The sequence below is a fragment of the Gordonia polyisoprenivorans genome, from assembly GCF_017654315.1.
Lineage (GTDB): Bacteria > Actinomycetota > Actinomycetes > Mycobacteriales > Mycobacteriaceae > Gordonia > Gordonia polyisoprenivorans_A.
The window spans coordinates 5,381,215-5,393,545 of sequence record NZ_CP072203.1; the positions used below are offsets into that span (position 1 = coordinate 5,381,215).

The window sequence follows — 12,331 nt, forward strand, 5'->3', positions numbered from 1 at the left end:
CGCGTCTCAGCGAACGGTCACCACTGTGTGCGCCGCCGCATCGGAAAGTATCTTGTGGATGTTGAAGATGGGCCGGTGACTTTCAAATTGGGTGTCGTACGGAACACGCATCATCGCGACGAGGTCGGCGAAACGGTGGTCCACCAGGTCGCGATAGCGCGGCAGCAGTTCGGAGGTCACGTAGCGCCAGCGCTGATCGAAAACCGACCAGTCCCAGTTCGCGATCGGTGTCGTGATGGTCAGCGTCGTCCCGTTGGCGAGGCGGGTGGTGTGGACGAACGGAATGAAGTCGCGCAGCGCGGGCACGCCGGCCACCGACGGAGACCCGACCAGGGTCATCGCGTAGGTCAGTGTTGCGCCGACCCCGTCGGCCTTGCGGTAGTTGCGTACGTCGTCGAATTGCCAACCGACGACGTCGAACTGCTCACGATGCAGCAGGGTCGCATTGCCAGCGGCCACCCGGTCGGGATTCCCGGAGGCGATGCCCTGCCACGCGGTGGCGACGGCGTCGTCGATGATCCCGGCTCGGCGGAACTCGTCGATGCCACGCAGTCCGTCGCGGACGAACGCGACGTGCTGGGGCATGAGGTCGGTGAAGATGGCCTTCTGCATCACCAGCACCCGCTCGGCGAACCAGGTCAGGTCGGCCGGGGTGATCTTGTCGGCGTGATAGGCCAAGGTCTGTAACCCTTTGGGGAACACACCGATCAGCCCCGGGCCGGCGACCGAGGTCGCCGCCTCGATGATCCGCGCGGCGAGCGGTTGCAGTCCGCGGATCGAGTAGATGTCGCCGGCGAGCACGACATCGGCGATACCGCCGCCGAAGTCGGCACCGACCAGTCCGGCCATGCCGGCCCATTGCAGGTTTCGGTGGGCGATCTGGAAGTTCTCGTAGTAGCGATAGGACTTGATCATGTCGGCGCGGGTGGTCGCGAATCCCTTGGCGGGATCCCATCCGGCCAAATCGATTCCGGCATCGGTGGTCGCCTGCACCAAGCGATACTGGAACAGCAGTGCCGCATAGCGGTGGGGATCGAGACCGGAGGCACGGGCCTCGGTGACCAGTCCGGAGAGCCTGCCGAGATCGGTGGGCAGCGCGCGGTTGACGCCTCCGCCGTAGTGGTCGGCGTACCGATTGGTCAGTGGCAGATCGAGATACGGGTCGAGGACAGCGGTGCGGGCAGGTCCGGCCACCACCGCGGACCCGACCACTGTGCAGGCCAGCACGAGGAGCAGGATCAGTCGGCGCAACGGGAATCCCGCCCTCTTCGGGTGCTCGACCCTTTGCATGCAGTCGATCTCCGTGGGCTCAGCGTTCGTGGGTTCGGCGTTCATGAGTTCAATTCCGTGGCCAGCCAGTCGACGGTGTGCATGCCGAACAACTCGGTACCCCACTTGTAGATGTTGGCGACGAGAATGTCCATGCCGCAGTTCATTCCGTAGTACTGGGCGTCGGCGCCCTGCCGCACGTAGCGGGTCACCAGGTTCTTGGAGTCGGCGGCGGGGATCAGGGACATGAATGAGTTGTCGGCGTTGCAGGCCGAGACCAGCACCTTGCCGCGCGGGCGATCCCCGTGGCCGAGGGTGTTGTCGCGGTAGACATGCGCGAACTCGGGGATGTCGGCGGGAGCTTGTCCGCTGGTGAACAGGGTCTTCAGCGGAACCAGCGGCGGCATACCGAAATATGCCATCTGACAAGACTTCCGGTAGACATCGGCGAGTCCGCGGCCGGCCGGGTTCAGTTTTGCGTCCAACGCCATCTCGGGGTACTGCGCCTCCAGTCCGAGCAGCGTGGCGAAGACGAATCCGGTGCCGAGCCGACCGTCGGCGAATCTGATGAAGTTCTTCTGGTCGACCGCCATACCTTCGAGCATCGTTGCCTTGAGGTTGATCTCGGGTGCGTAGCGGGCGACGTTCTCGGCGGCGAATCCGGCGCCGACCCCGCCCCCGGCGACGCCGAAGATCCCCACCGGATTGTGCGGATTCAGCGCGGCGGGACCGACCCGGTACGCCGCACGGACACCGTCGAGCAGCGCGTGGCCTGCGAACTTTCCGGCGAAGACGCCGTGCGGTGACGGATCGGCGTCGTTGCCGATGTCGGAGATCACTACGGCGAGTCCGCGCTGAAACATCAGTGCCAGCGGCCCGAGCGCCGACCACGCCGACGCTTCGCCGAGCGCGCCACCGCTCCACTGGGTCGACGGATGGCATTTCGCACCGACCGAATCGTTGGCCTCCTGGTAGGCGACCACCGAACGCGAACCGTTGGGCTTGCCGTCCTCGGGGATCATGACGACGCCGGTCGAGATCACCTTGCGTCCCCGAACGTTCTCGGTGACATACATGATCTTGTAGGCGGCCACGTGCGCAGGCTTGACCCCGGCGAACAACACGTCGAAACGCTTGGCCTTCAACAGGGTTCCGGGCTTGACGTCCTGCGAGATCGACGGCTCGACATAGAAGGGATCGTCGGCGGCCAGACCTTCGAAGTCTTCTTGCCCGGTCGCGAGGCGTCCGTCGCGGAAGGTGCCGAGCACATAGCCGCCGAAGATCGTCCCGAGTCCCGGCGGGGTCAGCGGCACCGCACCCGAGTAGGTCGGCGGCTCGTCGGCCGCGGCAACACCCGGGATCTGGAACCACACCACGAGCACGAGGACCACGAGACCGACGATTCCGCCTGCTCTTGCCCTACTGGCACTTCTCGACACCCCGGCACGTGACCGCATGCGGGCCCACCCCTTCTCGCTCACCGAATCCCCCGCATCGCCGCGGGTGTGACCCGCCGCCAAAGCGGTGGCGCGAACTTACCTGAGAGTAATCTGAGGCGCAATCCGCGCCGGCTTGTCAATTCGCAGCAAATAGCCAGTTCAGGGCGATTTGTTGTCGGCTTTGCCCATGCTCGCAAGTGCGGAACGTGATGAGACGCACATTCACATTCGTCTCAACGGACGGATTTCGGTCCTCAGCGAGCTCCCACCTGAGTTCGTCACGCCGCGGTCTGCGATTGATTGCCACGAACAGCTAGAGCGCCTCGAGTCGGGGCCGCGGAGGTCCGTGCACACGCCACACCGTCGGCGTTCCGCTCATGCAGTGAGTGCACATCTCTCGGAGATTGGCATCCAGCGCCTCGAGTAGCTGTGCTCGCGTTGCTTCGCCATGGAACAGAAACAGATGAATTTTCGCCCGACGGTAAGCAGCAAGCTCCGACGGAGTGACGAGTATCGTCGTGTCTCTTCCGATTGCCGCCCACCCTCGACGACCGACGTCCCGTAACCACACTTCATCGGGCGTACCTTCGGCGGCCTTTCGTTCGCCGTAAAGGCTCGGAGGCGTGTGAACCACGTAGCCGTAACCCTCGATCCGCCGACGAAGCGCACGGCCAGCGAGATTTTCGTCCAGGTAGAACTCAGGAGGCGCGGCCCAGGAGGACGCGTGCGGCGGTTGCCACTTGGGCTCGCGAGACATCGAACTCTTCGGCAACGGCCTCCCCGTCCTCGCCGGCTTTCAGCATCGCCGCGATGTCGGCGAGGCGTGGTCCGCCTTCTCCGAATCGAGGCTGACCGAATGCAACGTATGGGTCGACGAACACCTTCTCGGGCTCACACGCTCGAAGTCGAAGCTTCGTCGGGTGTTCCCCCTCCCATGCGACATAAGTCAGGTAGTCCGAGACGATTTCGCGAATCACGTTCTGCCCCGATCGAGCCTCGATGAGGCCCGCTCCCGCAGCCGATTTCGCGAAATTCCACAGGACGTCGATACCGTCTGTCGCCAGATTCGGCGCCGTAAGCACATATTCACGACCAAAGTCGCGTTGTAGCTGCTCCAGTGCCGGGCGGATCTTCCGGACATGAACACCGGCTTGGCGAAGCGCGTCGAGAACGTATGCCTCCGTAAGAGCAATGAAGGTGACGTTGGCTTTCCGCTTTGGCGCATCCACCACGTGGAGCAGCGGCTCCCCTCGCTCATACCCCTTTGCCCACCGGTGAAATGTCTGCCCGCTCAGACCCAGGTAGCGTGCCGAATCGGCCATCGTGAGGATGCCTGCAGTGAATCGCTCGTCGTTGGCAAGTGTCATCGCACATAGCTCCTCTCGCCGACTGCCGTGGTGAACCGATGATCGTAGACGACGATAGCGCGCGCATACGACCGCATCAGGGGAAGTGCGCACCCTTCCCACCCGAGGGTCGCCGATGCGACGTCCGATTGACTTCAAGCGCAAGTCATGCGGTGACCTTGGTGTTTCCGTCGACCACGACATTCGCAATGTCGATGGCGAAGTGAACGACGTTGACCGGAGCTACCCCGGAGCCACCCACAAACAACAAAACCGCCCGTGACCAGGCGGTTTGCGGTGCCCCCAGTAGGGCTCGAACCTACGACCTGCGGATTAAAAGTCCGTAGCTCTACCAACTGAGCTATAGGGGCGTTACCCTCGGCGCCGAGGGCGGAAGCGAGTTTACCTCGCGCCGAACGGGTCGCGGACAGCTGGTGTCCGCTTCGCGTGTCGACGTCCAGAAAATGCCCCTGACGTGGCGATTTGTGTTTTCCGCGCGCGGTGTCCTAATCTGAGTCGGCTCCCAACGGAGCCCTCCCGAACGGAAACCGGCCCCCTTCGTCTAGCGGCCTAGGACGCCGCCCTTTCAAGGCGGTAGCGCGGGTTCGAATCCCGTAGGGGGTACGCTGTTCGCCTCGGTGAACAGATAACTGAACAAGGCCCTGTGGCGCAGTTGGTTAGCGCGCCGCCCTGTCACGGCGGAGGTCGCGGGTTCGAGTCCCGTCAGGGTCGCCAAAGGTCTCGGTGTTCGTACCGAACCTTCCGGCCAGGTAGCTCAGTTGGTACGAGCGTCCGCCTGAAAAGCGGAAGGTCGCCGGTTCGATCCCGGCCCTGGCCACGAAGAAGCCAGCTTTTCCAAGGTGGTTTTCTTGTTTTGGGATGCATATGGGGTCGCCCCCAATACCCCACCTACCTTCTCCAGCCCTCATGCGATCCGGGCAACAACTCATCCGCGGTCGTCCGGCACGAGCGAATGCCGCAGTGCTGCTGCAAGTAAAGTCACCGGCTGTCACGTGTAACCTCCCCGTGAGGATCCGCAGGTCGCGGACAGGCATCACTCGATTCGAGCAGACTCTCGTAGTGCGCACAGCCATCCGGCGGTGCGTCGGGATGGTGGGTGGCGATGTGGTCCAGGAACTCTTTGGCCTCGGCGAGTCGGGCAATCTGAGCGCTGATCCTGTCCGAGTGACAGGCAAGGAGTTGCGGCCAGCCGCTTGATGATGCCGAACGGTCAAGTAGTCGTCCGATCTCGTCGAGGCTCATCAGTCCATTGACTTGCCAGAACCGAATGATCGCGATGCGGCGCACCGCAGCAGAGTCATACCAGCGGCGTCCGCCGCGTCGGGTCGTCGGAGCGACAAGTCCGCGCACCTCGTAATACCGAATTGCGGAAGCATTGATCTTCAGCCGCCGGGCGACGACGTCGATCGGGACCAGGTCATTGCGCGTGGAGGTCACGGTCTCATGCTGGCGCCACCCGGACTTGCATTCAAGTCGGCTTCAACCGCAAGTCTGGTAGCCATGACGACGCAACCCAACGACGCGGCTATTTCCTTCATCGCCGCCCACCCGCACGCCGCGATGATCACCGTCGGCGGTGATGGGCGACCACGAGCGGTGAAGATCGAGGCAGCGATGGTCGACGGCGTGCTGGAGAGCGCGAGTCATGCCGACAAACTGCGCACCCGACGACTCCGGCGTGACCCCCGTTGCAGTCTGTACTTCGCCGACGAGCAGCACGCTTGGCTCTCGCTCGACGTCGGCGTCACGATCATCGACGGTGAGGCGGCGGCTCGCGCGCTCGTGCGCTTTTTCCGCGTTCGCGATGAGCGACCGACCGGCCCACTCGACTACCACAGCGACCGCAGCCACCACCTCGGACTGAGCGGCAGCGAGCTCGAGGAAGTACTCGCTGCCGAGGAGGCCGTACTCTTCCGATTCACTGTCGAGCGGCAGTACGGAAACCTGTGAATCAGAGACGGGCCTGACGCCCGAACGTCTCGCTGATCCCGTCGGGCAGACCGACCGATGACTCATGAATTCCGTAAGCAGAACCCTCGCGCTGAGGACTTGCCGACAATCAATTTCGTCGTGACTGCCGGTGAAACCAGACCTTGGTCGGCAGGAAACCCACAGGCAGGATCACTACTCTGCCGCGTGTGACCCGGCTGCGGTGGGCTATTCCGGCGGCGCTGCTGCCGTTCTTGTTCGTCGCCGCATGCGGTGGGGCGGCACCCACATCCGACCCCCCGCCGGTCACCACCCGATTCGTCACGTTGCCCGACAGCGGAGGCGGACATCCCGTCCCCTTCACCCCGACGACCGACCACACGTATCGGCCGGGCGTCACGATCGTCGACGCGACGGCATCCGGTCCGGCGTCACAATGCACACTCGGCTGGCCGGTCACCTCGTCGACGGGCAGCCGCGGCGACCTGACGGCCGGGCACTGCGTAAGCGGCCTGGGTCAACCCACGTGGCTGTACACCGATTCGTCCGAAACGGGCCGCCTGCCCCTCAGCCCCTACGAACTACACGAGGACGACACCCTGGCCGACGGCACCATGCTCGACGCCGCGGCCGCATTCCTACCGCCGACTGCGACTGCAGCACAATGGGTCACCACCATCGACGGTCACCCGATCGCCGGTGTCATGACACCCCGGGAAGCGGCCACACTGCCTCGGGGAACACCAATCTGCATGGCTGGCGGTCGCGCGGGCCTGACGTGCGGTCCGCTCCTCGACGCCAACACGCGCAGCCTCCACTGGGGTGGATATGCCGTCGTCGGCGACTCGGGATCAGCGGTGTTCGTCGTGAACCCCGACCAGAGCGTGTGCGCGGTGGGCATCCTGCACGACGGCCCCGCTGACCGCGACAACACGATCGCCTACGTCGAGCCCGCACTCCAGAAATGGAATCTGACGATTCCGGTGACCGCGCCACACCGATCCGCGCCGTGCTGAAAACAGTCCGAAAAAACTTTCGACAACCCCTTGCCAACCCGACAAACCCGGCATACACTCGAACACAACAGCACACAAACACATGTGCGCTTATCGCCGGGGGGTGAGAAATGATGGTCGACACCGCACTGCCCGACGTTTCTGGGTTGTCGACCACCCAGAAACTCGCCCTCGCCCACCGCTTGGTCGATGCGCTGGCCACCGATGATCTGACCGGCCTGTCCAACGATGACCTGGTCGCGGTCGCTCAATCCACCGAACAGTTGATCACCCGCGTCACCGTCCAAGGCGATCGGCAGATCGTCGAATTCTCCGACCGCCATCTCGCCCGCGAATACGGATACGGGTCGACCACCGACGCCATGATCGGCTTGTTGCGTGTGTCGGAACCGTGGCGGCGGTGGAAACAACTCAAAGCGACCGCCACCTTCCACACCGTCACCGGCGAGGTTGCTGCGCCGAAATATCCGGCGCTGGCCGAAGCGATGGCCTCCGGGGCGGCCGGCCCCTCCCACGCCGCAGTCGTCATCGACGTGTTGGACCGCATACCTACGACAGTCCCGTTCGACGAAAAAATGTCGGCCGACGCCACGATGGCCGGGTTCGCCCGCACCCACACCCCGTCTGATCTGCGGATCCTGGGGGCACGGGTGTTGGCGCACCTCGACCCCGACGGCCAACTGACCGACGACACCGATCGGCAACGCCACCGCCAGATCCGCATCGGCCGGCAGAACGCCCAAAAAATGAGTGGGCTATCGGGACAAATGACCCCCACTCTGACCGCACACCTCGAAGCAGTACTCGCCGCGTGGGCGGCGCCCGGAATGAACAACCCCGCCGACCCGGAGTCCCCGACCGGCAGTCGCGAAGACGCCGACCCCGACCAGGTGGCGGCTGCCGCAGCCCGCGATCACCGGGATCAGGTCCAACGCAACCATGATGCGTTGGAAGCAGTCCTACGCGCCGGACTCGATGTCGGACTCGGCCCGCAATCGCATCGCGGCCTACCACCGCATCTGATCATCAAAACGTCTCTGGCTGACTTGATTGCGCAAACCGGGATGGGCGTCACGGCGACCGGCACCCTCCTCCCAATCCGGGATGTCATCGCTTTGGCTGCCCACAGTCAGCCGTGGTTGGCGGTGTTCGACGACCACACCAGTCTGCCGCTGTATTTGGGTCGGGCGAGGTTAGCGAGCCAGGGGCAGCGGATCGCCCTGTTCGCCAAAGACGGCGGTGAGTACTGCTCGTTCCCCGGATGTACCCAACCCGCCGCGCACGTCGAAATTCATCACGCCACCAAAGACCATGCGAAAGGCGGACTCACCAACATCGGTGACCTCGCCCCCGCCTGCGGCAAACACAACCGGATGGTCGGCGACAAACCCGGACAATTCACGACCGGCATCTATCGCGCCGGGCCGTGGGCCGGACGATGCTGGTGGCGCACAAACACCCCCATCGGCGCAGCCGAACCGAACCCGAAACGCACCACCGCGCTACCCGATGTCGGGGCCACCTACGCCGCGGCGTTGGTTCGCGTCCGGGCGGAGTTGCACCCACCCGACCCACCACCAAGTGGTGCCGATACCGATCTCGCCGCAAGCGACGACCGGGACTCGATGCTGCCCACCAACCGAATCCGGCGCAGCCAGGTCCCGATCGGACACGGATATTACGACCTCGTCGAAATCCTCCACCCTGACCCCACGTCAGACTCGCCGGTCGAAACTCGACTCGCCCAACTCCTCGGCGACTGCGGGTTCTAGACCGTCACGTGCTCGGTCCGTGGTCGGAAACCAGCAGCGGTGCAACAGGTCTCGAGGCTCGTCGCTAACGCTCCTCGGCACCTCGACCACCGAGAGAACGGCTTGTCGCTGGCGCTCCTCGACACCTCGACCACCGGGACGAAAGATCCGCCGGTCTGCTCGACCACCGGAAATTGGCGCCCACCGGCTCAGCGGAAGCGCTCGCGTAACTCCGGGTTGTTCTCCCACCACAACCCCGCCGGCTGTTCGGACTCGGTTTCCGCTGCCGTCGATCGGGTCGAGTCGCGTTCGGCCGCATCGAGTTCGGCGTCGGCGATCTCTGCGCGCCGACCCTCGTCGGTACGGAATCGGTCGAACAGCACGAGGAGGAACGGCAGACCGATGACGTCGCCGAGCACCCAGAACACACCGGCGCCGATGGTTTGATCGGTCCGCAGCGACGGCCCCCACGTGCGGTGCAGCGCTTCGTAATACGAGGCGGCGAGGAGTCCGCCCTGCCACATCACGACGCCCAGGATGCCGTCGCCGAGTGTCTCGCCCAGGGTGACGAGCAACGACAGGGATTGCGGATAGCGCCGTGGCACCGGGTCGATCTGCAGCCGCGCGTAGAAGTACCCGAAGCCGCAGAGCACGAGCAACAGTCGGGTCACGGTGTCGACGGCATCGGATCGCAGCAGCGCCGGATACCAGCCGGTGAGATAGATCAGCCACGGCGTCACGATGACGCCGGCCGAGGTCACCGCCGGAGACGCGATCACCCGCGCCGCCCGCGTTCGGAGGCAACGATCGATCACCCGGCGCGCTGCCGGCCACGCCTCGCGCACAACCGTCACCGGCATCCCGAGCGCAAGACAGAACGGCACCACCATCAGCACCAGCACAATCTGCAGCGCTCGCACCCAGAACAGGGTGTCGGAGTACACGCCGACAAACCCGCACGCGCTGATCAGCCACACAGCCACGCCGAGAAGAAACGGAACCGCCCGGCTCCACGGCACCGTCGACCTGCGCACGGCCACCACATAGGCCACCGCGATCAACACCACCACAACAGATGTGGGCACATCGACTCGCCACGACGACACCACCGTGTGCAGCGTCAAGGGAGCGAGGGTATCGGCCACAACCCGCGAGTATGCACCCGCGACGAATCGTTAATCGACTCGTAAAGGCCAAACGGACACCGCAGTCACCTAGTCTGGGCAGATCAGTGCCCTCCGGGCGAGCACCGTCGAGGAGGCCGAGCGTGGGCAAGAAGAAGCACTCCTCGAACCACGACGGTCACGACGAGCCCGTGAAGACCGGGCTCATGACGACCGAGCCCATGAAGACCGAGCTCATGAAGAACAAGGAATTCCGCAAGCTCGTCAAACCCCTGCACGCCGAACTCGTGGCCATGCAGGAATGGGTGCGCACCACCGGGGCCAAGGTGTGCATCGTCTTCGAGGGCCGCGACACCGCAGGCAAGGGCGGCGTGATCAAGTCGATCACCGAGCGGGTCAGCCCCCGGGTCTTCCGGGTCGTCGCACTGCCCGCACCCACCGAACGCGAGAAATCGCAGATGTACATCCAGCGCTACGTGCCGCATCTACCTGCCGCGGGCGAGGTCGTCATCTTCGATCGCAGCTGGTACAACCGCGCCGGCGTCGAGCGGGTCATGGGTTTCTGCACCGAAGAGCAGACCAAGCAGTTCCTCACCGAGGCGCCCGAGTACGAGCGGTCGATCGTCGCCTCCGGGGTCATCCTGCTCAAGTATTGGCTCGAGGTCAGCGAGGACCAGCAGACCATGCGACTCCAGAGCCGCATCGACGATCCACGCAAGTACTGGAAGCTGTCGCCGATGGACCTCAAGTCGTACACGCGCTGGGACGACTACACCCGTGCGCGCGACGACATGTTCCGCTTCACCGACACCGGCTGGGCGCCGTGGTACGTCGCGAACACCGACGACAAGAAACGCGGTCGTCTCAACGTCATCCGCCACATCCTCGACCAGGTTCCCTACACCCCGCTCGACCGCCCCGACGTGGAACTGCCCAAGCGGAAGGCGACCGGTTACGAGGGACCCGACCTGCCGCTTCGGCGCATCCCCACGCTGTATTGACCTCTCGTCACGACGCCGCTGGTCGTCACCGACCCCCACGCGTGGTCAACTGGGAGGATGACGTGGGTCGAGCGCGAGGTCCTGAGTAATCGGCTGTCGGCCTTCGACCGGCGAGCCGCCACCACGCCGGGCAAAGCCGCAGCCGTGGCGATCGTCGTCGTCGACCGCGACGGCAGCAACACCGACGACGCCGACACCAACGAGCGCGAGCAGGGCATCTGGCTCCTGCGCCGGCCGATGAGTATGCGACGCCACGCCGCCCAGTTCGCACTGCCCGGCGGACGGCTCGATCCCGGCGAGGATCAGACCACCGCGGCGCTACGTGAGTTGCACGAGGAGATGGGCGTGGCCCTGTCCCCCGACGACGTCATCGGCATGCTCGACGACTATCCGACCAGATCCGGGTACGTGATCACACCCGTCGTGTGCTGGGCGCCGCACGCCCCCAAACCGTCACCCAACCCCGACGAGGTCTCGGTCTGGTTCTTCATCCCGCTCGACGACCTCCTCGTCACACCTCGGTTCATCACCATCCCGGAGTCGACGCGACCGGTGATCCAGATGCCGATCCCGGGGCTGCGTCGCGATCCCGACGACCACTCACCCAGCGGACAGACCGCGCTCGTGCATGCACCGACCGCCGCCGTACTCCATCAGTTCGCCGAGGTTGCGTTGCGTGGCCGCGACACCCGCGTCGACGAGTACGAGCAGCCGGTTTTCGCCTGGTCATAGGCCCGCGAAAAAAATTCGACGATAGGGAATGAAATCGGACCGCGGTCCGGTTATGCTCGGTGATGGGCCGGAACGACCCAGCGACCTCACCGGTCATCGATACGACAGTCATCGACCCCCCGGACACCACCGGAACTAGGAGCATCCCATGAGCACCCCCACCGTCACCGCGCCGATCGCCGCAGGCACCTGGACCATCGATCCCGTCCACTCGACCGTCGGTTTCTCCGTCAAGCACCTCATGGTGAGCAAGGTCCGCGGCAAGTTCGACACCTTCAGCGGCACCATCACCGTCGCCGAGGACGGAACGCCGTCGGTGCAGGCCGAGATCGACGTCACCTCGATCACCACCGGCAACGAGCAGCGTGACGGCCACATCAAGTCGGCCGACTTCTTCGACGCCGAGACCTACCCGAAGGCCACCTTCACCTCGACCGCGGTGCGCCCCGACGGTGACGACTACGTACTCACCGGCGACTTCACCCTGCACGGCGTGACCAAGTCGGTCGATCTCAAGCTCGAGTTCAACGGCGTCAACCCGGGTATGGGCCACGGCCCGGTCGCCGGTTTCGAGGCCACCACCGTGTTGAACCGCAAGGACTTCGGCATCGACCTCGAGATGCCGCTCGAGGGCGGCGGAGTCGTCATCGGCGACAAGGTCACCATCACCCTGGAGATCGAGGCCGGCCAGGGCGCCTGAACC

General features: G+C 64.7%; 12 protein-coding genes and 4 tRNA genes. 9 read left to right on the forward strand and 7 right to left on the reverse strand.

Features of this window, described 5'->3' with window-relative positions; genetic code table 11:
• Nucleotides 1-6: 6 nt before the first annotated feature.
• The 5 genes from J6U32_RS24100 to J6U32_RS24120 form a co-directional block, all read right to left on the reverse strand.
• Nucleotides 7-1,290 carry a hypothetical protein gene (locus J6U32_RS24100; RefSeq protein ID WP_244332327.1) on the reverse strand — a complete coding sequence of 428 codons (1,284 nt, stop codon included), beginning with the start codon at nucleotides 1,288-1,290 and terminating at the stop codon, nucleotides 7-9.
• 41 nt (nucleotides 1,291-1,331) lie between these two features.
• Nucleotides 1,332-2,726, reverse strand: a complete 1,395-nt coding sequence (locus J6U32_RS24105; protein ID WP_208792478.1) for a lipase family protein — start codon at nucleotides 2,724-2,726, stop codon at nucleotides 1,332-1,334.
• Between the two features lie 295 nt (nucleotides 2,727-3,021).
• Complete coding sequence (locus J6U32_RS27910) at nucleotides 3,022-3,465, reverse strand: hypothetical protein (RefSeq protein WP_208792479.1); 444 nt, start codon at nucleotides 3,463-3,465, stop codon at nucleotides 3,022-3,024.
• The gene (locus J6U32_RS24115) at nucleotides 3,407-4,075 is read right to left on the reverse strand and encodes a DUF433 domain-containing protein (RefSeq protein WP_208792480.1); all 669 of its coding nucleotides are present in this window, start codon (nucleotides 4,073-4,075) and stop codon (nucleotides 3,407-3,409) included. Before J6U32_RS24115 ends, J6U32_RS27910 begins: the two co-directional genes overlap by 59 nt.
• A 277-nt stretch (nucleotides 4,076-4,352) precedes the next feature.
• Nucleotides 4,353-4,425 (reverse strand) — tRNA-Lys (locus J6U32_RS24120).
• 180 nt (nucleotides 4,426-4,605) lie between these two features.
• Between J6U32_RS24120 and J6U32_RS24125 the strand changes: the two genes are divergently transcribed.
• The 3 genes from J6U32_RS24125 to J6U32_RS24135 all read left to right on the forward strand — a co-directional run bounded on the left by J6U32_RS24125 (nucleotide 4,606) and on the right by J6U32_RS24135 (nucleotide 4,892).
• A tRNA-Glu gene (locus tag J6U32_RS24125) sits at nucleotides 4,606-4,678 on the forward strand.
• 34 nt (nucleotides 4,679-4,712) lie between these two features.
• Nucleotides 4,713-4,789 (forward strand) — tRNA-Asp (locus J6U32_RS24130).
• A gap of 29 nt (nucleotides 4,790-4,818) precedes the next feature.
• Nucleotides 4,819-4,892 (forward strand) — tRNA-Phe (locus J6U32_RS24135).
• 161 nt (nucleotides 4,893-5,053) lie between these two features.
• On the opposite strand, the gene J6U32_RS24140 is transcribed toward J6U32_RS24135, so the two are convergent.
• Nucleotides 5,054-5,512 carry a MerR family transcriptional regulator gene (locus J6U32_RS24140; RefSeq protein WP_208792481.1) on the reverse strand — a complete coding sequence of 153 codons (459 nt, stop codon included), beginning with the start codon at nucleotides 5,510-5,512 and terminating at the stop codon, nucleotides 5,054-5,056.
• A gap of 63 nt (nucleotides 5,513-5,575) precedes the next feature.
• On the opposite strand from J6U32_RS24140, the gene J6U32_RS24145 reads away from it, so the two are divergent.
• The 3 genes from J6U32_RS24145 to J6U32_RS24155 all read left to right on the forward strand — a co-directional run bounded on the left by J6U32_RS24145 (nucleotide 5,576) and on the right by J6U32_RS24155 (nucleotide 8,792).
• Nucleotides 5,576-6,025: a pyridoxamine 5'-phosphate oxidase family protein gene (locus J6U32_RS24145; protein WP_208792482.1), complete on the forward strand. Its 450-nt coding sequence runs from the start codon at nucleotides 5,576-5,578 to the stop codon at nucleotides 6,023-6,025.
• A gap of 188 nt (nucleotides 6,026-6,213) precedes the next feature.
• Nucleotides 6,214-7,020 (forward strand): hypothetical protein, encoded by an 807-nt coding sequence (locus tag J6U32_RS24150; protein ID WP_208792483.1) that lies wholly within the window; start codon nucleotides 6,214-6,216, stop codon nucleotides 7,018-7,020.
• 113 nt (nucleotides 7,021-7,133) lie between these two features.
• Nucleotides 7,134-8,792 carry an HNH endonuclease signature motif containing protein gene (locus tag J6U32_RS24155; RefSeq protein WP_208796309.1) on the forward strand — a complete coding sequence of 553 codons (1,659 nt, stop codon included), beginning with the start codon at nucleotides 7,134-7,136 and terminating at the stop codon, nucleotides 8,790-8,792.
• Nucleotides 8,793-8,980: 188 nt separating this feature from the next.
• On the opposite strand, the gene J6U32_RS24160 is transcribed toward J6U32_RS24155, so the two are convergent.
• Nucleotides 8,981-9,916 (reverse strand): cytochrome c oxidase assembly protein, encoded by a 936-nt coding sequence (locus J6U32_RS24160; protein ID WP_208792484.1) that lies wholly within the window; start codon nucleotides 9,914-9,916, stop codon nucleotides 8,981-8,983.
• A gap of 122 nt (nucleotides 9,917-10,038) precedes the next feature.
• On the opposite strand from J6U32_RS24160, the gene ppk2 reads away from it, so the two are divergent.
• From ppk2 to J6U32_RS24175, 3 genes are all read left to right on the forward strand, one after another.
• Nucleotides 10,039-10,896, forward strand: a complete 858-nt coding sequence (gene ppk2, locus J6U32_RS24165; RefSeq protein WP_208792485.1) for a polyphosphate kinase 2 — start codon at nucleotides 10,039-10,041, stop codon at nucleotides 10,894-10,896.
• 57 nt (nucleotides 10,897-10,953) lie between these two features.
• Nucleotides 10,954-11,628, forward strand: a complete 675-nt coding sequence (locus J6U32_RS24170) for an NUDIX hydrolase (protein WP_208792486.1) — start codon at nucleotides 10,954-10,956, stop codon at nucleotides 11,626-11,628.
• Nucleotides 11,629-11,776: 148 nt separating this feature from the next.
• Entirely contained in the window at nucleotides 11,777-12,328 is a 552-nt protein-coding gene (locus J6U32_RS24175) for a YceI family protein (protein ID WP_208792487.1), read from the forward strand.
• Nucleotides 12,329-12,331 lie beyond the last annotated feature (3 nt).